23 protein-coding genes and 1 riboswitch are annotated in these 25,194 nt (G+C 38.5%); of the genes, 9 read left to right on the top strand and 14 right to left on the bottom strand.

The annotated features are described in order from the left end of the window. Positions 1-34: 34 nt before the first annotated feature. The 8 genes from HYB91_RS03315 to HYB91_RS03280 form a co-directional block, all read right to left on the bottom strand. Positions 35-1,246, bottom strand: a complete 1,212-nt coding sequence (locus tag HYB91_RS03315; RefSeq protein ID WP_002675495.1) for a ZinT/AdcA family metal-binding protein — start codon at positions 1,244-1,246, stop codon at positions 35-37. Positions 1,247-1,333: 87 nt separating this feature from the next. Continuing rightward, positions 1,334-1,519, bottom strand: a complete 186-nt coding sequence (locus HYB91_RS03310) for a hypothetical protein (protein WP_002674680.1) — start codon at positions 1,517-1,519, stop codon at positions 1,334-1,336. Between the two features lie 10 nt (positions 1,520-1,529). Beyond that, positions 1,530-2,348 carry a DUF4198 domain-containing protein gene (locus HYB91_RS03305; RefSeq protein ID WP_002675497.1) on the bottom strand — a complete coding sequence of 273 codons (819 nt, stop codon included), beginning with the start codon at positions 2,346-2,348 and terminating at the stop codon, positions 1,530-1,532. A gap of 322 nt (positions 2,349-2,670) precedes the next feature. After that, a riboswitch (cobalamin riboswitch) is annotated at positions 2,671-2,875 on the bottom strand. A 79-nt stretch (positions 2,876-2,954) separates the two neighbouring features. Next, positions 2,955-3,968 (bottom strand): DUF4198 domain-containing protein, encoded by a 1,014-nt coding sequence (locus HYB91_RS03300; protein ID WP_002675499.1) that lies wholly within the window; start codon positions 3,966-3,968, stop codon positions 2,955-2,957. 9 nt (positions 3,969-3,977) lie between these two features. Beyond that, entirely contained in the window at positions 3,978-4,520 is a 543-nt protein-coding gene (locus HYB91_RS03295; RefSeq protein ID WP_002675501.1) for a hypothetical protein, read from the bottom strand. 87 nt (positions 4,521-4,607) lie between these two features. Next, positions 4,608-7,442 carry a ferrous iron transport protein B gene (gene feoB, locus HYB91_RS03290; RefSeq protein WP_002675503.1) on the bottom strand — a complete coding sequence of 945 codons (2,835 nt, stop codon included), beginning with the start codon at positions 7,440-7,442 and terminating at the stop codon, positions 4,608-4,610. 3 nt (positions 7,443-7,445) lie between these two features. Next, a complete protein-coding gene (locus tag HYB91_RS03285; RefSeq protein WP_002668304.1) occupies positions 7,446-7,670 on the bottom strand; it encodes a FeoA family protein in 225 nt (74 codons plus the stop codon). An 18-nt stretch (positions 7,671-7,688) separates the two neighbouring features. Continuing rightward, the gene (locus tag HYB91_RS03280) at positions 7,689-7,952 is read right to left on the bottom strand and encodes a FeoA family protein (RefSeq protein ID WP_002668303.1); all 264 of its coding nucleotides are present in this window, start codon (positions 7,950-7,952) and stop codon (positions 7,689-7,691) included. Positions 7,953-8,126: 174 nt separating this feature from the next. Here HYB91_RS03280 and xseB point away from each other — a divergent pair, with 174 nt between their 5' ends. The 9 genes from xseB to rlmN all read left to right on the top strand — a co-directional run bounded on the left by xseB (position 8,127) and on the right by rlmN (position 17,658). Next, positions 8,127-8,363, top strand: a complete 237-nt coding sequence (gene xseB, locus HYB91_RS03275; RefSeq protein WP_002668301.1) for an exodeoxyribonuclease VII small subunit — start codon at positions 8,127-8,129, stop codon at positions 8,361-8,363. An 11-nt stretch (positions 8,364-8,374) separates the two neighbouring features. Further along, positions 8,375-10,216: a DNA mismatch repair endonuclease MutL gene (gene mutL, locus HYB91_RS03270; protein ID WP_002675506.1), complete on the top strand. Its 1,842-nt coding sequence runs from the start codon at positions 8,375-8,377 to the stop codon at positions 10,214-10,216. Between the two features lie 88 nt (positions 10,217-10,304). Then, entirely contained in the window at positions 10,305-12,776 is a 2,472-nt protein-coding gene (locus HYB91_RS03265) for a hypothetical protein (protein ID WP_002675509.1), read from the top strand. 119 nt (positions 12,777-12,895) lie between these two features. After that, complete coding sequence (locus HYB91_RS03260) at positions 12,896-13,273, top strand: RidA family protein (protein WP_002668289.1); 378 nt, start codon at positions 12,896-12,898, stop codon at positions 13,271-13,273. A gap of 25 nt (positions 13,274-13,298) precedes the next feature. Then, entirely contained in the window at positions 13,299-14,396 is a 1,098-nt protein-coding gene (locus HYB91_RS03255; protein WP_002675511.1) for a DUF8086 family protein, read from the top strand. A gap of 108 nt (positions 14,397-14,504) precedes the next feature. Further along, on the top strand, positions 14,505-14,720 hold the full coding sequence (locus HYB91_RS03250) for a hypothetical protein (protein ID WP_253719632.1): 216 nt from the start codon (positions 14,505-14,507) through the stop codon (positions 14,718-14,720). Positions 14,721-15,019: 299 nt separating this feature from the next. After that, the gene (locus HYB91_RS03245; protein WP_002668283.1) at positions 15,020-15,322 is read left to right on the top strand and encodes a hypothetical protein; all 303 of its coding nucleotides are present in this window, start codon (positions 15,020-15,022) and stop codon (positions 15,320-15,322) included. A gap of 55 nt (positions 15,323-15,377) precedes the next feature. Then, positions 15,378-16,625, top strand: a complete 1,248-nt coding sequence (locus tag HYB91_RS03240; RefSeq protein ID WP_002675517.1) for a tetratricopeptide repeat protein — start codon at positions 15,378-15,380, stop codon at positions 16,623-16,625. Continuing rightward, a complete protein-coding gene (gene rlmN / locus HYB91_RS03235; protein WP_002675518.1) occupies positions 16,615-17,658 on the top strand; it encodes a dual-specificity RNA methyltransferase RlmN in 1,044 nt (347 codons plus the stop codon). Before HYB91_RS03240 ends, rlmN begins: the two co-directional genes overlap by 11 nt. On the opposite strand, the gene HYB91_RS03230 is transcribed toward rlmN, so the two are convergent. The 6 genes from HYB91_RS03230 to HYB91_RS03205 form a co-directional block, all read right to left on the bottom strand. Next, positions 17,655-20,669 carry an EAL domain-containing protein gene (locus HYB91_RS03230; RefSeq protein WP_002675519.1) on the bottom strand — a complete coding sequence of 1,005 codons (3,015 nt, stop codon included), beginning with the start codon at positions 20,667-20,669 and terminating at the stop codon, positions 17,655-17,657. The two genes, rlmN and HYB91_RS03230, sit on opposite strands and share 4 nt — an antisense overlap. An 11-nt stretch (positions 20,670-20,680) precedes the next feature. After that, entirely contained in the window at positions 20,681-21,688 is a 1,008-nt protein-coding gene (locus tag HYB91_RS03225) for an extracellular solute-binding protein (RefSeq protein ID WP_252508207.1), read from the bottom strand. A 41-nt stretch (positions 21,689-21,729) separates the two neighbouring features. Then, the gene (locus HYB91_RS03220; protein WP_002675521.1) at positions 21,730-22,158 is read right to left on the bottom strand and encodes a hypothetical protein; all 429 of its coding nucleotides are present in this window, start codon (positions 22,156-22,158) and stop codon (positions 21,730-21,732) included. A 61-nt stretch (positions 22,159-22,219) separates the two neighbouring features. After that, positions 22,220-22,891, bottom strand: a complete 672-nt coding sequence (locus tag HYB91_RS03215; RefSeq protein WP_002675522.1) for a hypothetical protein — start codon at positions 22,889-22,891, stop codon at positions 22,220-22,222. Between the two features lie 51 nt (positions 22,892-22,942). Further along, a complete protein-coding gene (locus HYB91_RS03210) occupies positions 22,943-23,671 on the bottom strand; it encodes a tetratricopeptide repeat protein (protein WP_253719631.1) in 729 nt (242 codons plus the stop codon). 1 nt (position 23,672) lies between these two features. Further along, entirely contained in the window at positions 23,673-25,190 is a 1,518-nt protein-coding gene (locus tag HYB91_RS03205) for a sigma-54 interaction domain-containing protein (protein WP_002674660.1), read from the bottom strand. Positions 25,191-25,194 lie beyond the last annotated feature (4 nt).

The raw sequence follows: 25,194 nt of genomic DNA, 5'->3' as shown, positions 1-25,194 counted from the left end.
AATTGGGAACCTAAAAATAGGTTCCCAAAAAAAATTATTTTTTAGCCTTTGTTAATCTTTCTAAAAGAGTTCTTGCAGATTTCTCTACAGCTGCTGCAATTTCAGCGTCTGTAAGAGCTGTCCTGTAACAAGTAGGTGTTCCTTCAAACTCTTCAATTTCTTTTTCGTTATTACCGTACCACAAGTGGAAATGCAGCATCGGAGCTTTACCGTGTACAACTACAAATGAAATCAAAGAAAACATACCGGCATCTTTTCTTTCAGCCTTCATCGTCATATACGGCTTTGAAGGACTTGCACCAACACGAACATAGCTTGATCTAAAGATTTCTTTATTTCCTTTATAGAAAACAAGTTCATTTTTTCCGTCTTTTACAATAAATTCCATGTGGGAATAATCTTTAACGGATTTATTTCCTTTTTGTAATTCGGCAATAATTTCAGCCTTTGTAAAATCTCCGCCATTGGGATTTTTGCCTGCAAATTCTTTTATAACCTTTGCATAGGCAGCTTCAACTTCTTTACTTGTATTTTCAAAAATAGATAAAGAGTTGATCCATTTGCCGTACTTGGCATAGGATTCAAAGGGAGAAACAGGATTCCATTTAGGCATATTCGGGATTGAAGATTCAAACATCTTAACAAGCTCAGCTTCAGGTGTAGATGAAGAATAGTACGTAGGCCATCTTCCTGCACCGGTTACAAGGTTGTCAATACCGTATCTTCCAAAACGGGCATGCCAGTGCTTTGGTCCGTCACCATGAGCATGAGGAGGCATTGATATAAAATACTTAAAGTTTGCATTATCAAGCTTATCTTCTACAGCCTCAAAAGTCTCCCACATAGAATCGGGATACTCACCGTCAGCTTTTTGTCCCAAGTACTTGTATTTGACTGAAATTTGTATTTCTTTACCGTCTTTATCCAAATATGTAAAAAGAACAGTGTTTGTACCGTCAAACTTTGCCTTTACCGCCGGTGTTTTGTACATGTCCAAGGCAGCAGCTTCAAGGCCTTCTGGTGTATAAAAGCGCATATCTGCAGCTGTTTTTTTATAAGCTGCTTTTAAAGACGGGCTGTTTTTTATGATATCTGCTGAAACCCACTCGCCCTTCCAGGCGGCCAACTCCATTCCGGCTGCAAGCTTATTATCTTTTGCAGCAGGCATTGTTTTACAGGCAGTAAAAATAACTGCGAGTGTAACCAGTATAAGTGCAATCTTTGCACCCATTCTTTTATTAACCATAATTAAACTCCTTTAAGTTAATATAAGTTATATTAGCTAACTTTTTATTTAAACAAGAAACAATTCTTGACTTAAAGTAAAAAGAAACTAGCCTTTTTTATGTTCCGCAGAACAGCCGCAGCATCCGCAACCGCAGCCGCTCTTAGGATTGATATTTTTTTCTCCGCAGTTGCAGGCCGAAGCCTTACCCTTAAATATCCTGTAATATTTACGGATGAGTAAGAGAATCACACCTGCAACTATCGAAATAGTCAAAACCATTCCCAATGTCATAAGGCAATCCTTATTTTACAGGCACTGCTTCAATCCAAAGTACGGCATCCTGTGAAAGTTCTTTACCGGCAAATTCTTTTACATTACCTGCACCGAGGGCAGCAAAACCCCAGTATCCGGCCTTATGAGGGACAAAGGAGAAGTTTCCGTTTTCATCTGCTAAAATAACGGCAGCAGCATTTTTGGTTTTTGCCTTCTTCTCAAATTTGCTTTTTTTCATGTTTACATCAAAGTTGATATATTCAACTTCAATTTCCGCATTGGGAACAGGCTTGCCTTTTGAGTCTACAACAGTACCTCTGAAAAGTCCGCCTACCCAAACATCGTAAGGCTTTACCAATGGCATGATTTCGGGATAACCTTCGGCACATCTTGCACTCCAGTCCGTATCAAGACCTGCCTTATTGATAAAGACCTTGGTAATCTGCTGGATATACTTATCTTCAGCACCTTCATAGTAAGGATGAGGAACAGCAATAAGAGCCCAGTCTCCGCCTCCTCTAAAACCGTTATCCTTATTTAAGGTAAGGTCATAGGCTGAAGCCGTATTTTCTGAAGTTGTAAACTCTGTTTTCTTTAATGAGGGAAGAAGATCCTGAATCTTTTCCTTGTGCACGGAAAAGAATTTTTCAAAACCTTTGATTTCTCCGGCCTCGTTTTTACCGACATCCATTGCATGTCCTGATTCTGCAGGATGTGTAAAAACAATCTTAAAATCAACAGAGTTGCCTTCAACTCTTGAGGTCGGGGTATAAATCATTTGGAAGTGTGCAAATGAAGCCATAGATACCAAGAATAAAAATAAAACTATTCCTGTACGCTTTTTCATAAAAAACTCTCCTACAAATATTTTAGTCTAAAGACTCATAATCTTAAGTTCAAAAAAAGATAGGACCAAAAGTCTTGCTTTAAACTCACGGAAAAATCTTTTTTTTCAAATCCAAATGTAAATCAGCACTTACAATCTATCTTATTCTTAAAAAAAAAGCAAGCCCCCAAAGACGGAACAGCAAACTTTTAATTAAAAATAAATCGGAGATTAAATAAAGAAAACACGAAAAACGCAAGACATCAGCTCCGCTTATAGAAAAAGCTGACAATAAAATAGAGTTGTACAATAATGAGTTTTCCGATTTTCCTTCCCTCCGAAGGATTTCGTAATACAAATAGGCAGGTCTCCTGACTTATGATTTAAAGTTTATCGCCTTCCCATATTAACAGTGGCTTATGCTTCCAATACATAGATGCATTATGATAAACAAACTCAATTACAGTAGCGGGGACTGTGCCGGTTTTTCACCGGTTTCCCTTTTAATCTTAAAAATTAATTTAAGAACCTTATTTGTCTATAACCTTCGGGTAATTATAAATATTTCCAAAAAAAAAGCAAGCCCCCAACGGGACACCAATGGGGATTTGTTATTTATTTACTATCCTACTTATTTTCAGCCTTATCCGAAATCTTTTTAAAGATAGGAGGCCAAGCGAACATAACCACAAAAAGCAAGATTACTATTATCAGGGCCGCAGGCGAAAATCCTTCCTTGGGTTTTGCTCTTTCAGAAGGCTCTCCGTCAGAAGAAGATATATCGGCTTGTTTTATGCTATCAGCCTGTTCGGCCGCATCTTCAATCTTGCTGACCTCAAACCAAATAACGGCATCTTGAGAAAGTTCTTTTCCTCCGAATTCCTTTTCCTTCCCTACTCTAAGGGCGGCAAAGCCCCAATATCCCGGACAAGGAGGAATAAACTCGAAAACGCCGGTATTATCGGCCATTATCATTCCGGCGCCCGCTTTTTGCAGCTTAGGTTCTCCGGTAAATTTCTTGTTTGCCATATCCACATCGTAGTTCATGTTTTCAAATTCAACCTGAGCATAAGGCACGGGTTTTCCATCGGAGTCCAAAACAAGGGCACGGATCACACCGCCCTCCCAAATATCGTAGGGCTTTACCAAAGGCAAAATTTCGGGATAACCTTCGGCAACCCTTGACTGCCAATCGGTCGAAAGTCCGGCCTTGTTGATAAAGACCTTAGTTATCTGCTGAATATATCCGTCATCGGCTGCTTCAAAATACGGATGAGGAACGGCAACCAAGACCCAGTCTCCGCCTCCCCTAAAACCTGCCTCTTTATCAAATTCAAAGGTATATGCAAAGGCCTTGTTTTCCGCAGATTCAAATTCCCCCTTTTTTAAAAAGGGCATTAAGTCGGTCTTGTTTTCTTTATGGATGGAATAAAATTCCTTTAATCCTTTTATTTCGCCTGCTTCATTTTTACCTATGTCCATAGTAAGGCCTGAATCAAAGGGATGGGTAAAAGAAATTATAAAATCTACCTTGTTATTTGAAGCTTCGATTATTGAAGCCGGAGTATAAATAATTTGAAAGTGAGCAAAAAGGCTCAAAGCCGTCCAGCATAGCAATACGGAAAAAAATAGCTTTTTCACTTTTTACACCTACCTTTTTTGTTTTTTAAAGAGGAAGACAATCAGTATCGAATTTATTACGGCAAGTACAAGGGCCAAGATTGCCGTAAACGAAGGACCGACACTAGGCATTGCCGAAACGGTATCCATAGGCACCCAACCTGCAGAACCGGAGACAGCAACGGGCTTTTGAGCCTGAGCAGCATCTCCGGCTGACTCGTTTTCTCCTGCGGCTTCAGAAGAAGCAGCCTGACTGCCGAAACCGCCTTCGGGTTCGGGACCGTCTTTTACGATAATATGGCCCGGCCCTGCATCAAAGGTTACAGTATAAGGAACATTCGGGATAGGCAGGTTGAGTTCGCCTACATCGGGGAATTCTCCTTCCCAGATTTTTTGCCCTGAAGCCTTATCGGTAAGATAAAGTTTAACACCGGCAGCCGAAGCTCCATTTGAAAATCCGCCTTGAACATAGATAGTTCCGTCTCCGTTATCTTCAACGGTCAAAAGGGGCGAATGTGCAAAAAGCATAATAGAACACATCATTAAAACAAATACGATAAATATTTTTTTCATCTATAAACTCCCATAAATTTATAATCCTAAATGTGAACCTCTAAAAGCTTCAGTCTTTTAGAGGCTTTCCTTAAATTTCTCTTACAATCAAAAGCCGAACAGTCTTCCCAGCTGGAAAACCAGGACGGCAACCAACGAACTCAAGACCACGGGATACATAACACTGAACAGTGTCCAACCCACACTCTGTGTCTCGGTCTTTGTTGCCATAACGGTAGCAATACAGGGTGGAAAGAGGGCTATCAAAATCATAATGGTAAGACCGTCTAATGGGGTCAATCCCGTTTCCTTATCCTGAATACGGGCTTCCAAAACTTTACCCGAATCCTCGCTTGAAGACTCAACACTGTAAATGGTACCCAAGGTCGAAACAAGAGCTTCCTTTGCGGCAAAGGAACCTAGAATTGCGATATTTACCTTCCAATCGAAGCCCGCATATTTTGTAACGGGTTCCATTGCCTTTCCCAAATATCCCAAAACGGAGTTCTCCAAAGTTTCTTTACGCAATTGTACTGAGATAAGCTTTAGGTCTGCACTTGCAGGGCGTATAGCCTTTGCAGCGGCAGCGGCTTCGGAATCGATTACAGCTGTGCCTGAAATTTTCACTTTTCCGGTTCTGACAAGGGCGAAGAAGTAAGGATTCAGCTTTTGCCAATAAGCATAAAATGAAGCCTTTAAAATAGGCTTTTGAAATTCTTGAGCATCATTGTATGCCTTATCAAAATCTTTTTTTGCGGAAGAATACATATCAAAATAATTTTTAAAAGCACCTATATTGCTGTCGAGTTCAATTTTTCCTTTTAAGGCTATTTTTGTCATTTCGGGATTTTGTAAAAACAATCTGTTTACATTCTTTTCCATGCTCTTAGCTCCGCCGAACCAATTTATGGCATCATACAAATAAAGCTTTTCGGTTAAACGCTGATATTCTATAAAGCCCTTTTCGGAAGCAAAATATTGGGAATAGGAATTGTTTAATTTTCCTGCAAAGTCCTGAATGTAAGCTGCTTTTCTTGCTTCATATTGAGCAGTTTTTTCAGAGCTCAAAGAAGGAAAATTTACACCTGCCCAGATTATAACTGAAACGGCAACTACAGTCGTTGCAACTTTTTTTATAAAGCTCCATAAGCGTTCAAAGGTGCGTGTTAAAACACCTCTAAGGGTCGGCATATTATAAGCCGGAAGCTCAAGTACAAAGGGCTCTGGTTTGCCGTGAACAACATAGAGGCTGAAATATTTTGCAACAATCAGGGCAACTATCAATGTAAAAAACGAAATTCCGCCTAGAACTATCCATTGGTAGCTTGTAAAAAATATTCCCGTAATTAAAACATAAAAAGGAATCTTTGCCATACAGTTAAGAAGGGGCAGGATAAGAATCGTTACCAATCTTGACTTATCATCTCTGATTGTCCTTGTGGACATAACACCGGGAACGACGCAACCTCCCATTATAACGCCCGATAGAATCATAGGGAGGGTTGACTGTCCGTGTAAACCGAACTTGCGTAAAATTCTATCCATGATAAAGGCAAGGCGGGCCATGTAGCCGACATCTTCCAAAAAGGCAATGAGGGCAAACAAGCAGAAAAAGATTGGGACATAGTTTAAAATCATTATTGCCCCATCAATTATCCCGCTTAAAAACAAACCTCTTAAAGGCCCCTCGTTTATAAGTCCTTCAGGATAAATAAGCTGAGAAACTATTGTTCTGACAAATTTAAATATCGGGAAAACCTTGTCGGTCATCTTATAACCCAAAACTACCGTTATCCAATAAAAGACTAAAACAAGCTCAACCAAAATCAAAAGACCGTAAACCTTGTGGCAAAGCACTTTGTCGATTCTGTCGGTTGAATTTATACTGCCTGAACCGCCTTTAGTATAGATAAGGGCAGCTCCTCCCGTAAAGGCAAAAGCTCCGGCTAAGCTAAGAATCAAGCGTAGAATGTTATTTGCAACGATAGGAATCGGCAAAAGCAAAAAGAGGGAATCCAAAATCTCATAGGTTACAAAACAAAGAATAAGGGCGGCAATGGTCTCGGTAATCTTTCTTTTAATATTTAAGGACTCGACGGCTTTTTGTTCAAGCTCTTTTTTTGAAACCGCAGCTTCAACAATTTTTTTTGCCGCAGCGGAGCGGGCAAGAGCTATTTCTATTTCAAAGCTGTGCTTATGTTTTTCCTTGTGCTCGGCTTCAATTTCTTTTATAAAAGTTAAAATGGAATCAAAGTTTGTAAAATTTTTACCCTCTTCTTCGATAACTGCGGAGTCCTTTTCGCAAAGCTTGATTGCAAGCCATCTTAAGGGAATAGAAAAAAATTCGTCCTTTGCAGAAGCCTTTAATTTTTCGACAATTTTTTCCAAATAGGATTCCATATCCTTACCGTAGGTAAGTGTAAAGGGTTTTTGCGGTTCGGAGCTTTCAGCCGTTTTTGAAATAAGCTCTTTTAATTCGTTTATCTTTTCTTTTTTCTTGGCCGAGCCGGCTATTATCGGAATACCCAAGAGAGAAGAAACTTTATCGACATCGATTTGTAAGCCTGCATTTTTTGCAGAATCCATCTTGTTTAAGTACATAACAATAGGACAGTTCATTTCCAAAAGCTGGAATGTCAGATAAAGATGTCTTTCCAAATTTGAGGCATCGGCAATGTTTACCAAAAGCTCAGGCTTTTCACGGAGGATAAAATTACGGGTTACCCTTTCTTCCGGTGAATAGGAAGTAAGGCTGTAAGTACCCGGCAAGTCGGTAATAAAAACCGATTGGTCAAGAGCAAAATACTCTCCCGTTTTTTTCTCGACGGTGATACCCGGATAGTTTGCAACATGTTGATGAGCTCCCGTCATCATGTTAAATAGGGTTGACTTACCGGAGTTAGGCTGACCGGCAAAAGCAATATTTATTTTTTCTTTTTTCATATTCTAAACTTCTTTTACAATGATTTTTTTAGCTTCATCCTTGCGGACAGCTACAAGCGAACCGCAGATGGAAATGTCAAAGGGATCTAAAAGCGGGGCCTTTCTTACAACCGAAAGTTCAGCTCCGGGAGTAAACCCAAGACTTATAAGCCTTTGCAAAGTCATTCCGCTTATTTCAAGATCTTCTATAATTCCTTTTTTTCCCTGTTCCAATTCATCAAGAGTCATTTTAATCTCCAATCTCAGCTATAAACGCACCAAAATTTTAGAAGCAAGATTATAGTCTACCGCATATTTTGAACCGTTTACCAAAAGCAAAATAGGCCCTTTTTTATCGGCCTGAGAAGTAACAACGGTTATTTCCGTATTTATATCTATTCCAAGACTGCGAAGGCGGGAAAATTCGGCCCCCGTTCCGTCAAATTTAAGCACGGAGGCCTTATCGCCTTCCTTTAAAATAATTAAGGGCACCAATGTCAGCAACCTCTCACAAAATGTTGCAACGAACATACATCATTTTTTTATTTTAATCAAGGCATAAATGAAAAAAGTTACAACATTAATATGTAGCACCTAATATCAAAATGCATAAACAATTTCAATGATATTCTTTCGCTTATCCGCCGGTATCGGAATTCGTAAAGAAGACTTGACCCTCATCAAAAAAAAGGATAGTATTTGTCTATGAAAAAATTTGAAGAAAGACTGGAAAAACTTGAAAAGATAAGCGATGACATACGCTCCTCCGATATTCCTTTGGAAAAGGCTCTTTCCCTCTTTGAAGAAGGCATAAAGCTTGCCAAGGGGCTCGAAAAAGATATAGAAAAAATGGAAGGAAAGATTGAAGTCTTATTAAACCAGCCCGTACTGCCTGAAGAAGAGCCGGAACTCGACCTGTTTACGGTAACGGAAAACGTTTAAAGGAAGCCCGCATGAGAGAATACAAGCCCGTAAAGCTCTTATCAAAAGAAACCGCAAGCAAAATAGCCGCCGGAGAAGTTATCGAGCGGCCGGCCTCTGTTGTGCGGGAACTATTGGATAACTCGATAGATGCGGGAGCCTCTCAAATTATAGTAGAAATTGAAGAAGGCGGAATAAGTTCAATCAGGGTGAGCGATGACGGCTGCGGAATGACAAGGGAAGACTTGGAACTTTGTACCCATACCCATTCCACAAGCAAAATAGAAGAGGCTGAAGACCTCCTTCACTTACGGAGCTTGGGCTTTAGAGGTGAAGCCCTTTCATCGGTGCAGGCTGTAAGCTCCCTCGAAATTACCTCCACCAGAGAAGGCCCCGCAGCTTGGAAACTTTCCTTAGGAAAGATTTTGCCTGCCCGCCTAAATAAGGGCACAACAGTCGAAGTTAAAAATCTTTTTGAAAACTTCCCTGCCCGAAAAAAATTTTTAAAACGTCCCCAATATGAGGCGGCCCAATGCCGTCAGACCTTTGTCGAAAAAGCCCTCCCCCACTACAATATCGAAATGCGTTATATAGCGGACGGAATAAATAAGCTAATTCTTCCGGCCCATTCTTCTTTAAAAGAAAGATGCCTTACAGCCATGAGCCTTAAAGAACCTGAAGAGCTTTTTTATGAAATAAACCAAGAAGGAGACGGCTTTTCTTTTAAAGCAGTTTTAGGAAGCCCCGCAGTTGTCCACTCAGATAAGCGGAATATCTACATCTTTGTAAACGGAAGGCGAATAAACGAGTACGGCCTTGTTCAAGCTGTTTGCTATGCCTCGGAAGGCTATTTTCCCAATGGAGGATTTCCCGCAGCCTTTGTGTTTTTAAATGTAGATCCGGAAAGAGTCGACTTCAATATTCATCCTGCAAAAAAAGAAGCAAAATTCGAAGACTATAAAGAAATTCATCACTGCCTAAGCTCAACCATAAGCTCCTTTTACAAGCAAAAAACGGTTTCCGATCTTTTAAAGGAAAGCTATCAGCCTGAATATACGCGAGGCTTTGATTTTGAAAAAACTGAATATGAAGCTGCCGATTTAAACCAAAGCTATAATCCGGCCGGCACAAAAAAATATCTAGAGAGCAATACCTTCGACTATCGGCAGAACAGCACAAAAACCTATTGGCCGTCATCTCCGATAAAGCAGATTGAAACCTCGACAGCTTTTCAGGAAATATCGCAAGCCGATTATGGAGCCTCGGCCGCACAGCATAGACTGTCGGCTGCTGCTTATGAGACCTCAGCTGTGCCGCAAGACCTCCCAAAATCCGACTTTAAATTTTTAGGCCAATTTTGTGGCACCTTTATCGCTGTCGAAAAAAACAATGCCCTCTATATAATAGACCAACATGCTGCCCACGAGCGTATCCTCTTTGAAGGCTTAAAAAAAAGCCTCGGCCCCTCGCAGGAGCTTTTAATTCCTTACCGCATTGAAACGGAATCCGAAAAAGACGATGAAATCATAAGACTAAACCTCCATGAGCTTCAAAAAGCGGGCTTTAATATAAGTGAAGACAAAAAAGGGCTTTGGATTATAAGGGCGGTTCCCATAAGATGGCAGGGCACGGAAAAGGACTTAAAAGAAGACCTTGCAGGTGCAGGTAAGGATCCTTCGGGACTCATGCACCACATCCTTGCAAGATCTGCCTGCCGTGCCGCCTGCAAAGACGGAGACATCATCGACCCTGTTTCTGCATACAATATAGCGGTTAAAACCTTCGCCCTCCCTGAACCGCTCTGCCCCCACGGCCGCCCCCTCTATTTTATAATCGACCGCACCGAACTTTTTAAACGGATAAAGCGAACTTAACCTCGGCTTGTTTTTTATTACATTTTAATGTAAAATGAATCTATAAATTTTTACGAAATATTGATTTTTTAACTTTATAGAGGGGCATATGAAAAAACTACCGTCTTTAATCCTGTTTATTTTTTTATGTTTTAGTTCTTGTAATTTTTTTATGCAAGAAGAATATGGAGAGCTTGTAATCGATCTTGAAGGATCGTCTTCAAGGACTATAGGAAGCAACGGTCTTCCCGAAATTGCATCCTCGGAACTTTATTTGCAAATAATAGGGGAAACAAGCGGAATAATCGAAAAAAAATTTGAAGCAGGAACCCCTAAGTTTTTTTCTGAAAACTTTCCTATAGGAGAAAAACTAAAAATAAGGGTTCGTTTATCGGTGGTCTCAGCCTCATGGGAGACTTCCGTAAATCATACCATTACTCAAGGCACGAATAATATCATGTTGAAGCTAAACAAAATAGCTTCCGGTAATAAAAAAATAGCATTTTCAATAGGACACTCAGGAAGCTCAGTAAGCCATAAACTCAGATTTGAAAATAGTTCCGATATCAGCATAAATGCTTCGACGCCGATAAGCGGCACTCCCGGCTTTGCCCGAGACTCTAAGGGGAGGCTATACTTTATTTATAAAGATTCTTCACAATGGAAAATAAAACGCTTTACAAGTGAAGGAGCGGAAGATACAGCCTACAATCATAGTTCGCTCACATCAAGCCTGACAGGAGATGAGGTCGAAATATTTTCCGATAGGTCAACCGGAGATATCTATATTTTGGATAAACAAAGCACAGGAAATAATCTTTACAAAACTGACGGTACAACCAAAACAAATATAGTAATCCCTTCAAATTTTCAAAATCCGGCAGGCGATAAGATCAGCCGGATGGCTATTTATGATAAATTCAGCTTTATCATCGATAATAACAATAAATTACACTCTTATAATTTTAACGGGACAGAAATATCGGGGACTTCAATACCAAGTTTAGATTTATTTGCGAATCTGGTTAAAATAAATTCAAGTTATATTCCTGCCGGCAACTTTAAATCCGGAGATATTTTTGTAAACAAGAACAAGCTCTATGTGCTTTTTTCTGCATTTTCAAACGATTTAATAAATGGGGCCTATTCCTTAGGCGGAATTTTAGAATATACATACAACGATGAGGGAAATTTAGTGCCGGCAAGAAAATTAGGCTTTTCGCAATCCCTTACCGCAGGAACGGAGAATATTGCCAATATTGACGAAGCTTCAAACTTTTACGGTGCCGCAAAAATAATAGGCTTTGAAGGCGAAACAATCTATGTAGCCGATGACGGATATAAATTACAAACCGGAACATCACATGCAGAAGTAGAAAAAAATAAAAACAGGATTGCAAGCCTTAACACAGTCTCAGGCTCTTTAAGCTTCGAGCCTACAGACCACACTTGGTTTGAAGAAAAACAGGAAGCAGCTCCGCCGACACCTCCTTCACCGGGAAAGATGATAATATGGACCAAAAACGGAACAGCAGGTTATAATTTTTATGAAGTTACAGATGAAGATCCAAATATATCGGGCAAAACACCTCTGATAACAGGTTCCGGAACTACTTATCCCCTTGATGTATGTTCCTTTGATAAGGACGGCAACTTATATGTGGTATGGAAAGTAGGGTTAACCTATAAGGTAAGGCAATACACAAAAAATTCTGACGGCAGTTTTAATACAAGCTCACCTCCCGAACAGCAGTTATATTATGACTCAAGTACTAAGCTCAATCAAAATCAAACGCCAATAGCTATAGCAGTCGATACATCCAATAATAGCACAGGGTATTTGATTTATAGCTATAATAACAATAATATTAATACCCCAATGGAAAAAAATTCATGGACAAAAACAGCGGGTTTTAATTCCGGCTCACACAATGACAGCTACACAATATTGTCTGCAGGACACTCTGTAATGGCAATGGCTGTAAGCCCTGATGGCTTATTTGTAGCAATAGAAAACTCTCTTGGAACAAATGTAGCTCTCTCCATATGGAAATATGTAGATTTATCTCAACCACCCAATAATCAAAAATATGCTCTTACAGCCTTAGGATATCATACAAATCCGGGTAATGCCGATGACCTTGCTCCAAATTTTATTAACGACATGTACATTAAAGACGGAGCCTTATATATTTTAGCAGCCCAATATAAGGGAAGATTGGATAGTACAAGCACAACAAAGGTATCGGTAGGAGGAAGCTTATTAAAGCTGGAAAGTTTAAGCGGTAATATACAAACTTCGACCCTGACAAATCTTTGGCCATCCGGAGCTATAAATGCATTGAAGGAGGACTACGCCCCTTACCGCTTTATCAAGACAGACGATAATCAGATGGTAATAGCCTCCGACGGCTATAAGGGTAATTCAAGCCAATCGCCAAAATGTACCCAGCTAAACAAACTGGTGTTTTTCAACAAAAGCAGCGGCTCATCCCAATGGCAATACGAAAAAACTAAGGATACGGATGCGCAATTTTCAAAAGAGCTTAACCACACAGGCGGACGGTTCACATGGAAATAGTTATCAGCCTATTTTAACTTTATGCAGCTTGCATCAGCAGGCTGCTAATCCTATCCTTGACTATGAGGCCTTAAACGAGTAAAATAAACGCATAAAATTTTATTTTTAAGGAGTTTTAAATGAAAGAAATTATCGCAACAAACAAGGCACCTTCAGCCATCGGCCCCTATTCTCAGGGAATTAAGGCAAACGGTTTTGTATTTACATCGGGACAAATCCCCTTGGATCCTGCTACGGGAGCCTTCCCCGAAGGGATTAAAGCTCAGACACGCCAGTCATTACTTAACGTAAAAGCAATTTTGGAACAAGCCGGGACAAGCATCGACAAGGTAATCAAAACCACCGTTTTTTTAAGCGATATGAATAACTTTGCTGCAATGAACGAGGTATATGCAGAAATCTTCGGTTCATCAAACCATCCTTCAAGATCTGCAGTACAGGTTGCCCGCCTTCCTAAAGACGCCCTCGTCGAAATAGAAGTAATCGCTCTTGCATAATTTATTTAAAGTACGGGTTTTTCCTGTGCTTCTGGCTTCGGTCCTCTTATTTGCCTCTTGTGCAAACAAAGAGGCCGAACCTGAAACAGCCTCTTCAACAGAAAAAACAGAAGCGGAACCCAAACCGATAAGCACAGTCTGGTATTATTTTACTCAAGATGAAGAATCGGAAAGTCCATGCTTAAAGCAAACGGATTCTCCCGAAAAAGTTCCCGAGCAAGGCTTTAGGCCGTGGACAGAGGCTGTAAGAGTGTCGGGCTTAGGGCTGATGTATGATCCTCCCCTCTTTCTTGTAAATAAGGCAGGGATTTTACCTGCATTTTCCATTGAAGAAGAGCCTAAAATAGAAATCAAAAACGAATTTTATACAAAAACGGCTGAAGGCTTTTATAAGACCGACCTTGGAAGCCTTATAAGGTTATATACAAACACCATCTTTTCCTCCATTCTTCAGGATGAAAGCCCTTCAAGCCTCTTACGTTATAATAGCGTAAACGGAGACCTTTTAAGCCTTATCCGGCCCGAACACTTTAAACTTAAAAATATTTCACAGCTTTCAGCTCTGGAATTCAATAAAAAATGGTTTGCGGCTTTTAAAACGGAACAAGAGGGCCGTGTAGAATTTGATTATTTTTCCTTTCCTTCTTTTGAAGACTTATTAAAAGAAAACTTTTCCGTAATAAGTCAAGAAGAATTTATTAATGCATCTTCTCCTGTTACCCTCTTTCGAGATGAGAGCGGCATAGGTAAAATTTTCAAAATGACTGAAAAAAACGTAAAAGCGGAGATGTTTTCGGAAGATTTAAAAACAAAGCAGGTAATTTTTTACCGAAATTCAAATACCTCATATGCAGGAGACTTTGAAATTACGGCCTCGGTATGCGAATTTACACCTGAAAACGATCAAAAACCCCTTAAAGCCGTTCTTTTAGAAACCGGCCGGCTTTTTTACACAGATCCGGAAACTCAAGAATGGGTGGAAACCGCCCTGCCGGTACTCCCCGAAGGATTTATTTATACATACTTCGTAATAAGAAAAGATATTATAATTTCTGCATGGGAAGAACAAAGATTTTTTGAAACAGGTCGCTCCGGCCTAATAGTATACAAAATCCGGCAATAAATTATATAAAAAAGACAAGAATTTGATATTATCTAGTTGACAAAAATACGAGCTCTCATCTATTATAATAATATAGATGTAAACCAATAGTAGTACAAGGGGTTGTTTATGCTTGAAAATCTTGAATTGGAAAAATTCGATAATGTCTTAATTTTTAGTGATTCTTACAATGATGACTTCGATGACGACGATTTCGATGATGACTTTGATGATGATTTTGACGATGACTTTGACGATTTTGATGATGACGACGACTTTGACGATGATGACTTTGAATATGATGATGACGATGATGACTTGGATTATGATGATTTTGATGAATAATATTTAAAAATAAATTTTCCGAATAACCAAAGAGCAGACCCAATTCTACTCTTTGGTTATACTTTTCTTCCATTAGTTATTGGATTAAATCAAAAATTAGTGTATAATATCCTAGGGTCGATTATACAAGTAAGATCGGCTTTATATTGATTTGTTATGCTTTGCCTTCCCATTGGAATAGGTTTTTGATGTAACATTTTGCAATTAATGCTGTTTAAGATTTATCAATGCTTACTATTTTTATAGTCGTACAATACGAAATTTAAATATTTATATAAGTATATTTAAAGGGAAGAATATTGCAAGAAATTAAAGAAGGCTTTATAAAAACAAGCGAATTGCCCGTTAAAACCTTGACTGCAGAACAAAAGGCAAAACTAAACCTTCGAGGTAATGAACTTTATAATAAAAAGGACATAGCTGCTGCAGAAAGGATTTTTATTACAACCGGCTATTCGGACGGCCTTGTAAGAATAGGCGACTACTACGCAAACCGAAATGAACACCTAAAAGCATTAAAATTTTATCATCTGGCTCATAATACCAATAAAGAAGGTATTTTGCTGGATAAGTTAGCAGAAATTATACGTATGCTTATTTAAAATTTGCATCGTTTAATTAATTTTAGATGTACGTACACGCATTTATGGAGGATTAATGTCAGACATCAAACATGAAAAAAAGTTAGCCAATATGGACAATCCCGGTGAGACTACAAAAAGTTTCGAAAACAAATTAGATGAAGAGATTCCTGACATTGAGGAATCTGATTTTATAAATAGTCCACCCTTTAGCGATGAGATATTCAGCCCGGAGGATTCAAAACAGGTAGAAATATCCGAACTTTCAAAGCAGGCCTACTCCCTTTTAAAAGGCAACAGTATTACTGAAGCGATCAATGTTTTTAAAAAAATATTGGAACTGGATCCCACAAATAATTATGCGCTGGTAGGCTTAGGTGATGCAGAGCGTAAAAACAATAAATTCAATGAAGCAATAAAATTTTACAAACAATGCCTTGAACATCATCCCAGCAATAACTATGCTCTTTTCGGTCTTGCAGACTGCTACAAGTCAATGAACCAATTTCCAAGGGCCATAGCTATCTGGGAAGAATACCTTAAGTTTGATGATAAAAATATCACGGTATTAACCCGAGTTGCCGACGCCTACCGAAAGACCAAGGAATTTGAAAAGGCAGAAAAGCTTTATCAAAAAGTGTTGGAAAAATCCCCGAAAAATGCTTACGCCTTAATAGGCTTGGGTCACCTAAATTACGACTTTAAAAAATATCGGGAAGCCCTCGTATACTGGGAAAAGGTAATGGAATCGAGCGGAGAATTGGTAGATATACGTATCTTGACATCTATTGGAAACTGTTACCGAAAAATGAAGCTCTTTGACCGAGGTGTATATTATTTTGAAAGAGCCCTTGAACGCTCACCCGATAATTTTTACGGCCTCTTCGGTTTGGCTGACTGTTACAGAGGTTTAAACCAGCAATATAACTCCATAGTATACTGGAAAAAAATACTTGAACTTGATCCTAACAACAAGGTCATTTTAACGCGAATAGGCGATGCCTACCGCAGCATGAATGACTTTGAAAAAGCAAAGGAAAGCTATCAAAAGGCTCTTGATATAGACTTTGATTCGTACGCAATGCTAGGCCTTGCAATATTGTGCAAGCTGCAGCAAAAATACGATCAGGCTATTACTACCCTAACCCATCTTAAAGATACCGGAGATACAAATTATAGGGTATATCTTGAACTTGCCCAGTGCTATATAGAAAAAAAGGAAAAGCAAAAAGCTATAGAAACTTTAATAGATTTCCAAAAACTTGGAATTAAAAATCAAACGGTTTCAGATCTCCTGTTTGAGCTGACAAAAAATGACCATTAAAAAGTATAAAACAGCTCTTTCGGGAATGTTTCCTGAAGAAATTCAAAGCTTTTGCGGTCTAAAAGAAAAATTCAGAGCCCAACAAATTTTTCATTGGATAGCTTCGGGAGTAAACAGCTTTGATGAAATGACAAATCTGTCATTTGATATGCGCTCTAAACTAAAAAACGATTTTTCTCTGTTTTCGACAAAAATAAAAGAAGCATTAAAGGACAAGGACGGTACAATTAAACTGGCTGTAGAGCTTTATGACGGCTCAGTCATAGAAACCGTATTACTGACAGATAAAGCAAAAAGAAAAACAGCCTGTGTTTCATGTCAGGCAGGCTGCCCGATGAAATGCGCTTTTTGTAAGACCGGACAGATAGGCTTTTTAAGAAATCTTTCGGCTTCAGAAATCGTAGAACAATTTTTACATTTGGAAAGAGAAGCAGGAAGTTTGGATAATATAGTCTTTATGGGGATGGGAGAGCCCATGTTGAATTTACCTGAAATAGATAAGGCAATAAACATTCTTGCTCATCCTAAAGGAAGAAATCTTTCCAAAAGGCGCATAACAATTTCAACCTCAGGCCTATGCAATGGAATCTATGAGATGGCAGATAAGGGGCCTGAAGTACGCCTCGCCGTATCATTGACAACTGCTGACGAAACATTAAGATCAGAACTTATGCCTATCAATAAAACAAACAGCCTTGACGAATTAAAGCGAGCAATAAAATACTTTAATTCAAAATCAAATAAGAGGGTAACCTTAGAGCTTGCCCTTATGAAGGGACTTAATACCGATAAAAAGGCAGCTCAAGAGGTCATAGAATTTGCAAAAGGTCTTGAGTGCTTTATAAATTTAATACCTTGGAATCCTGTAGAAGGCTTGAATTTTAAAACTCCATCTGAAACGGAAGTCCGTACTTTTGAGACTTATCTAAAGAAGGCCGGCTTAAATATAAGCACACGGCAAAAAAGAGGTCAAAGCATAGGAGGAGCCTGCGGTCAGCTAGGATCCACAGCAACAAGATCCAATCGGTTCTAATACAAAGAGAAAACCCTGTTTAACTCCTGTATTCTTTCTTCGGGTATGGGAGTAATATCAAAAGACGGCTTTGCAAAAAAGTAACCTTGGAACAAGTCTACACCGAACCGCAGCAATACGTCTATCTCATCTATTGTTTCAACACCTTCGGCCAATATTATTATATCTCTTTTCTTTGCATAAGAAACAAGGTTTTCCAATACATTTTGCTTATCAAGACTCTTATGGACATCCCTTACTATGGACATATCTATCTTTACCAAATTAGGCGATAAGAATAAAAGAGATGACTCGTTACTATAACCACTTCCGAAGTCGTCAATTGCAACCATTGCATTCCAATTGCGGATTCTTTCGTTTTTTAGATCATAAAAGTTTGTATTAAGAGGCTCGGATTCCGTAATTTCCAAAACAATATTTGAAAGATAAGGCTTAAATTTTTCCTCAAATTCGAAGAATTTGGCATCCGATAAAACTTGAGAGCTTATAGTATTTAAAAATATCTTCGTATCTTTAGATATTTCTCCTCTTTCTATCTTTTTAACAAAGGTATCCATTGCTCCAAAAAAAGTAAGCTCTTCAAGTTTATGCAGCTTTGACTGGGCCTTAGCAAGACGCAATATATCCTCAGGGCTTTTAAATTCAGGAGCTGAAGAACGCATCAGCATTTCATACCCGTAAATATCTCCGGTACCGGAAGTAACAATCGGCTGCAAGGCATATTCTATAAGATTTCTGTCAAGCATCTGATTAAGAGCCTCTGTACCATGGATCATTATATAATTCTTTTTATAAACATCCAAATTAAATTCGTGTAAAGAGCCCTTAAACGAATGTTTTACGTCATACATTGCAAAATCGGCATATCGGACTAAATCTGCCTGATTATCTGCATCGTAAGGATACCAAGCCAAGCCGGCCGAGACTCGGAGCTTTGACGTCTCTCCATTAGGGAGAGTTATAGGAGTCTCCTGTATATCCTTCCAAAAAGCGGTCAAAATAAGTTTAATTTCATCGGATGTCGAAAAGGTGTAAAAGAAGCTATAAAACTCATCCCCTGAGCGCCTGCAAACAAGACAGCGCTCTTGTTGCAGCATGGCAAGCTTTTTTCCAAATGCCATAAGATGAGTATCTCCATAAGCATGTCCGAAAGAATCGTTTAAATATTTTAGGTTATCAAGATCCCACATAACAAGGGCACAGATACCTAAATGTTTTTGCTTAAATACTTCGGTTATCTTTCTGTCAAAAGCCGCTCTATTATAAAGGCCGGTAAGTTCATCATAATTCATTTGAAGTTCAAGTTTTTTGCGGTCTTCAACTTCCTTTGTAATATCGAGTGCTATACCTAAGATTTTGTCGTTTTCCTTCGTCTGCATAAACCTAATCCAGCGTACCTTTCCATGTTCCCCTGTAGGTATAGCATAGATGGTTTTTGTATCATCCTTTGTATTTATATAATACTCATAATGATCCAACAATTTATAAAACTCGTCCGTATTCAAAACGGAATCGCCTGAATATTTTTGAATATTAAATAATTTAAACCAAATCGAGTTGCAAAAAACGGTCCCCATCAAGATATTGTGCTCAAAAACGCCTATAGGAACCTGAAGCTTTTCTATAATCGTAGAAACCCGTGAAGCCGCATTAAAAACACTGGCACTTAATTTTTCTATTGCAACAAGTAGAGTATCTATTTCCGTTATATTCATTTTTTCGATACTCAGCATCTTTTTGGGATCACTGTTTTGAAGCTTTAGTACAACCTTTGTAAACATATTGGAAATATGCTTACTAGACAAGTAAGAACCGGCTAAAAACAAAAAACCCGATACAAGAACAGACTGCCAAAATATTTTCTTTAATGTTACCGAAAATGAAAGTACACTTGCCTCGGGAGCCAGACCTATCAACACCCATTCTTGATTTTCGTACATTCCGTTACGTTGATAAAGATGAAAGGGTTCTATGGCCAAACAATATCTCTCCGTAAATATTGAGCCCTTATCGATGGTATAAACATTTTTATAGTCGGTTTGTTCAACCTCAAAGGCAGGAATATGGCCGGCATTCAAATTACTTGCAATGCTGTTAAAAACTATAGGCAAAAAAGTACCGGCATTCTTATCTACATCATGGAAGGCTATACAATACATTCCCTTTTTATAAATATCAAGCTCATCGAAGTCTAAAAAGCTCTGAATATATCTTGCCGAAAGATCTATACCTAGGACCCCGTAAATTTTCCCTTTTTCATCCTTTATCGGAATGGAGTATGTAATCACCTCATCACTTAAAGTATCCGGTCTAAATAAAGTATTCCAAAAAGCAAGATTTTTAGCAGGTTCATTAGGATATTCTAGAGCGGCAGCAATAGGCGCATTAAAATATTTATAAAAAATATCCCGGCTGTTAGGCGAAATAGTAAAGAAAGGAGACCAATCAACTCCTAAGGCAATATTATGATTTTGCACAACCTCTGACGGACCTTTCGATATAACTAGATCCTCATTACTTAAAGAATATGAAGAAGGGTCTTCATTTCTGACATATAAGCCGGGATAAAAAAATTCGTCTTTTTTTGCAATAGGACTTGGCGCATCAATAACCAAAAAGACACCCGTAACATAGTTCCGTCTTATGGTATATATAAGCTGAGGCAGAAGTGTATCGAGAATACTGTTTTGCAAGTCATGATTATCTGCAAGCTGATAAAGCTCAATATTATTACGGGACAATTCTGCCCGGATTACCTTCAAAACTTTTTCATGCAAATCCGTAATTCTTGTCCACCTATTGGACATTTCATTTTCGATCAGCATTTTGCGGTTTAAAACCTTTTCACTTAAAACTCCATAAGCATTATCGCCGGATTTTTTAAGGATATCGGAATTCAAAAACATAGCCATCATTACCGCAGCCTGAAGAACAAATACAAAAAGCATAGGAACCAAAAGGCGTGACAAAATGGAAGTAGAATATCTTCGAGTATCTTTACTTTTTTTCATTATAACTCCAACTATTTTAAATCAAATAACCGTTTTTCAAGTTCTTTTAACCACTCCTCAAAAACATTATCGCTAAGAAACTCATTTACAGCTTCTTTATGAGTTTTTCCGGCCTGAATCTTTTCAAGTACCTTAGCCCTGTCTCTTTTTGCCCTTTCTTGAAGTAGATCTGCAAGAATATTCCTTGCCTTATCCGAATTCTTAAAAGCCGGCTGAAAATAAAGGTCTAAGGATTTCATTGTTTCCATACTTATCTTAAGAGCATCCTGCATTACAGGTAAAATACAGGTATCGTCAGTGCAAAAAGCCGCTGTCAGGGATTCGGTTTCAAGTTCTTTTTTCTTGACAGGCAGATAGCCTGTAGAAACTGCAAATTCGGAATATTTTTGCATCTCGGTAAACCATTTTAAAAATAGAACAGCTGCGGTCTCTCGCTTTATATCGCTTTTTAGTACAGCCATACCGGCTCCCTGCTGAACAATGGTTTTTCGCTTTGCATTTCTAAAATGAGGAATGGGTAAGACATCTAAGTCAATAAAAGTAGAATTACCCGCAGAATCCATAACCTTAGCCGGCAAATATATTGCGGATGAAGTTGAAGTTACACAGGAAATGATGTCTCCGGTTTTTAAATCATCAGCCCTAAACCTGCCCTTTGCAGTAAAAAAACCTTTGACAAACGGAACATAATAATTATCCCAACAGGTACGCAAGGTTTTCTTATCCAAGACAAACTCAACATCACCGTTTTCCAATACATTGAAAATACTGTTGCCGAGTTCATAAGTACCGACTAAAATATAGTTACTCAAGGCATCCCGCCCAAAAAAAGGCTTACCGTCATTAGGTTCTGCAGTTAATGAGTCGGTCCACTTATAATATAATTCTGCAACCTTTACCAGGCCTTCCCATGTAATTAAATCGCGGTAAGAAACACCCATGGCTTCTGCAAAAGGTGTCCATGCAGTCTTATTTAAAACAAAAACCTCGGTAGCCTTTGCAACGGGAAAAAGTTTTATTTCGTCTTTTACTCCAAAACCGGAGGAATATAAAAAACTTTTTACATATTCGTCTTTTTCTTTTTCGGTAAAAAATCGGCTAAATCCAACAAAAGATCTTGTTGGTTGAAATCATAGGCCGTATCGGGATAGGCCGAAAAAATATCGGGGATTTCATCTGCTCCAAGTTTTTGAGAAAGTGCATCTGCTAAGAATGAAGATATTTCGCTTGCATTTCCAGCTTTTCTGATACTCCTTACATAAACCCCGTATTTTGCCCCCTCGGAAGCATTAAAATTATCTATAAGATTGTCAAATTTTTCTTTTTGAGTGGCACCATAATAATGCCAAATATTTATAGTAATAGGCTCACTTTTATTTAAAACTTTATCGATATCATACTTACCGGAATTACCTTCAGATACACTTCGATTACATGAACTTATAAGCAAATAAACAATACAAAAAACGAAAAGCTTCAATATTTTCATCAAGTGCCTCGTATGCTATATTTTACCATATCATATTTATAATTGCAAGCATTTACAAAAACTATGTATTCTTTTTTATTTCAACATAACCCAATGAAATAAGACTGCTGTAAAGCGGCCTAAAGCTTTTATCTAAGCCGTAAGTTGCAGCAAAGGCTGCAACATAAAATGAAGTAGTAGAAGGATTACTTGAAGATTGTACATCATAATCCCCGCTCTTTGCTGCAGTAAACTCTTCAGTAAATTGACGTAAGACCTTACGCGGGGGCAATCCAGATATCTCAAAATAATTAGAAAAGGAGTTAACAGTCTCAAGACGGAATTTTACAAGGCGATCATTAGCGGGGCTGGCACCCGGAGCTAAAACAATAGGTCTATCTTGATAGGAATGCCCCTGATATGTTAACAGCTTATAGTTACAAGATGACAAAAGGTAATTAACGGAGTTGGCAGGATTTGACTCATTGTACTGCACTATATTTTTTATCAGATTTTTACAATCGGTTTCCGATTCATAAATACGGTAATACACTTCAAAACCTTTAAAAAATAGTTGGGAAATAGCCCAATTATCTTTATCTGAGGTTTCAAATTCAAAATACATCAGAGCGGGATCAGTGTGTCCTGTAGGACTATGAGTTAATTTTGGAGGCTCCAAATAAACAATATCGTCTATACCGCAGGAGAAAAAAATAAAAATACTTAATAAACATAATAGTTTTTTCCCAAGCATATGACCTCTGTTAAGGATAAACCGGCATTACCGAATTTATCCTTAAATAACTTACTGCTTATCGTTTCCTGTAAGAACAATTATACGGGATTTTGCAAGAAGAGCCCATTCATTTTGAGGGTATTTTTCCAAAAGCCTGTTATAAGAAAGGATGGCGTCTTCTTTTTTTGACAAGGCTTCATACAGACGGCCCGTATTAAAAAGCGCTCTGGGAATCAGCGGAAAATTTTCAACCTTTGAAGCTCTGTCATAATAAGCGAGGGCTTTCTCTTTATCTCCTAACTCATCGGCACATGCTGCGGCATTAAAAGAAGCAACTCCTTCGACATAAGAATTTTTTACGGTTTTTGCTGCAAGTTCATAGAATTTTAAAGCATCTTCATACATTTTTCGCTGAAAATAAATTTCGGCTATCGTAGTATTTGCCCTAAAGCCCGCATAGGAAGAAGAATATTTTGAACCAAGGGTTTTTAATTCTTCAATAGCCTTGTCCTCAGCTTCTTTTACAGCTGCAGAAACGGTTCTTTCGTTATCCGCAGCGTCATCTTCAGATGAAGGATTTTTAGCCCGATCTTCCCGTTTAAAGTCTTCAAGCTCATAAATAACTTTCTCAACGCTTGTTACCGAAGTTTTCTTGGAATTTTCACCGATTACAAACCAAACAATAATACCGGCAACGGCAACCAGAATACAAACCACAATGCCAAGCACTATTTTTCTATATTGGGCTAAAAAATCGTTGATTTTCTGTGCCAAATCTTTATTTTCTTCCAAAACCATTTTATATCTCCTTAATCTCGAGCTCTTTTATCAATCTCGATAAATATGTACGCTGTATTCCGAGTTTTTCGGCAGCAGCTGTTTGATTCCATTTATATTCATTTAAAATTTTGACAATAAAAGATTTTTTAAAATCATTTACGGCCGATTTTAAATCCGGATTCGAATAATTAACCTCAGGTTCAAAAGAGGAGGATTCAAATTTTAAAAGCAAATCCTTTTCCTCGATATACGGCGGCTTACCCAAAACACAGGCCCTCTCAACGGCATTTTCAAGCTCCCGAATATTTCCCGGCCAAGAATAAGCATTTATAAGTTTTTCCGCATCAGGCGAAAAACCTAAAAACGGCTTTTTTACCTCTTTGCTGAACTTCTTTAAAAAGAAATGGGCAAGCTCCTGAATATCATCCTTCCTATTTCTAAGAGGCGGAATATATATCGGCAAGACGTTTAAGCGGTAATAAAGATCCGATCTGAATTTGCCCTGTCTTACAAGTTCCTCTATATTTTTATTTGTAGCTGCAATAATTCTGGTATCAACCGTAAGAGTTTTATTTGAACCTACCCTTTCAAAGGCCATTTCCTGCAAAACCCTCAAAAGCTTTGTCTGCAAGGTTAAAGGGATATCGCCTATTTCATCTAAAAAAATAGTTCCCTTATCGGCCAGTTCAAACCGGCCCTTTCTATCCGAAATTGCATCCGTAAAGGCCCCTCTTACATGGCCGAAAAGCTCGCTTTCAAGCAAGCCTTCGGGTAAGGCAGCACAGTTCACCCTGATAAAGGGATTATTAACACGCCTCGAATTCAGGTGAAGCTGTTCGGCAATAAGCTCTTTTCCAACGCCGCTCTCGCCCAATATAAGTACGGAGGCATCGGAAACCGCTATATTACGGCATAGCTCAAGCTTTTCATTCATTACCTTGCTTTTTGCAATAAAAGTATGGTAGCCTCTATCCTGCTCCAGCTGATCTTGAAGGCAAATAATTTCTTCCCGAGACTTCTCATAATGCTTTGCATTTTGATAGGCTATAGCCGTCTGTGTAGCAAAAAGCTCCAATACGTTTAAATCGTCTGCATCAAAATCTTTTTCTTCTCTCTTGTTTAAGACTTCAATCACCCCGATACATTCATCCTTAATACGCATGGGGACTGCAATCATATTACGATTTTTGTAACCTGTAACCTTCTGTACGGTGGGATCGAAGCGGGGATCGCTTAATACATCGTTTATGATAACACTGCGATTGTATTTTATAACCCAGCCGGCAATACCGTCCAAGTCAAGTACCATCTTTTTTGCTTCAATCCCCTTAGGCCCTATTGCAATTTCAAACCTAAGTCTTTCACCATCCGGCTCAAGCATCAAAAGAGATGCGGCGTCCCCTTCTACAACATCCATTGCCGATTCTACAATCTTTTCCAAAAGAACACTCAAATCGGAATAATTTGAGTTTATCAGCAAGCTTGTGTTTATAAGAGTATTAAGCTTCTCTCTTTTAATGCTCTCAACCGTACTCATAAGA

The organism is Treponema sp. B152 (genome assembly GCF_024181665.1).
In the GTDB taxonomy this organism is placed as follows: domain Bacteria; phylum Spirochaetota; class Spirochaetia; order Treponematales; family Treponemataceae; genus Treponema_B; species Treponema_B denticola.
Note: the sequence above shows the minus strand (reverse complement) of the source record. Positions and strands in the feature narration are given on the sequence as shown.

What these genes read in the sequence shown, in the direction of transcription:
- HYB91_RS03315 (WP_002675495.1), bottom strand. Translation starts at nt 1,246, where the DNA reads ATGGTTAATAAAAGAATGGGTGCAAAGATTGCACTTATACTGGTTACA.
- HYB91_RS03310 (WP_002674680.1), bottom strand. Translation starts at nt 1,519, where the DNA reads ATGACATTGGGAATGGTTTTGACTATTTCGATAGTTGCAGGTGTGATT.
- HYB91_RS03305 (WP_002675497.1), bottom strand. Translation starts at nt 2,348, where the DNA reads ATGAAAAAGCGTACAGGAATAGTTTTATTTTTATTCTTGGTATCTATG.
- HYB91_RS03295 (WP_002675501.1), bottom strand. Translation starts at nt 4,520, where the DNA reads ATGAAAAAAATATTTATCGTATTTGTTTTAATGATGTGTTCTATTATG.
- feoB (WP_002675503.1), bottom strand. Translation starts at nt 7,442, where the DNA reads ATGAAAAAAGAAAAAATAAATATTGCTTTTGCCGGTCAGCCTAACTCC.
- HYB91_RS03285 (WP_002668304.1), bottom strand. Translation starts at nt 7,670, where the DNA reads ATGACTCTTGATGAATTGGAACAGGGAAAAAAAGGAATTATAGAAGAT.
- HYB91_RS03280 (WP_002668303.1), bottom strand. Translation starts at nt 7,952, where the DNA reads ATGTTCGTTGCAACATTTTGTGAGAGGTTGCTGACATTGGTGCCCTTA.
- xseB (WP_002668301.1), top strand. Translation starts at nt 8,127, where the DNA reads ATGAAAAAATTTGAAGAAAGACTGGAAAAACTTGAAAAGATAAGCGAT.
- mutL (WP_002675506.1), top strand. Translation starts at nt 8,375, where the DNA reads ATGAGAGAATACAAGCCCGTAAAGCTCTTATCAAAAGAAACCGCAAGC.
- HYB91_RS03265 (WP_002675509.1), top strand. Translation starts at nt 10,305, where the DNA reads ATGAAAAAACTACCGTCTTTAATCCTGTTTATTTTTTTATGTTTTAGT.
- HYB91_RS03260 (WP_002668289.1), top strand. Translation starts at nt 12,896, where the DNA reads ATGAAAGAAATTATCGCAACAAACAAGGCACCTTCAGCCATCGGCCCC.
- HYB91_RS03250 (WP_253719632.1), top strand. Translation starts at nt 14,505, where the DNA reads ATGCTTGAAAATCTTGAATTGGAAAAATTCGATAATGTCTTAATTTTT.
- HYB91_RS03240 (WP_002675517.1), top strand. Translation starts at nt 15,378, where the DNA reads ATGTCAGACATCAAACATGAAAAAAAGTTAGCCAATATGGACAATCCC.
- rlmN (WP_002675518.1), top strand. Translation starts at nt 16,615, where the DNA reads ATGACCATTAAAAAGTATAAAACAGCTCTTTCGGGAATGTTTCCTGAA.
- HYB91_RS03230 (WP_002675519.1), bottom strand. Translation starts at nt 20,669, where the DNA reads ATGAAAAAAAGTAAAGATACTCGAAGATATTCTACTTCCATTTTGTCA.
- HYB91_RS03220 (WP_002675521.1), bottom strand. Translation starts at nt 22,158, where the DNA reads ATGAAAATATTGAAGCTTTTCGTTTTTTGTATTGTTTATTTGCTTATA.
- HYB91_RS03215 (WP_002675522.1), bottom strand. Translation starts at nt 22,891, where the DNA reads ATGCTTGGGAAAAAACTATTATGTTTATTAAGTATTTTTATTTTTTTC.
- HYB91_RS03210 (WP_253719631.1), bottom strand. Translation starts at nt 23,671, where the DNA reads ATGGTTTTGGAAGAAAATAAAGATTTGGCACAGAAAATCAACGATTTT.
- HYB91_RS03205 (WP_002674660.1), bottom strand. Translation starts at nt 25,190, where the DNA reads ATGAGTACGGTTGAGAGCATTAAAAGAGAGAAGCTTAATACTCTTATA.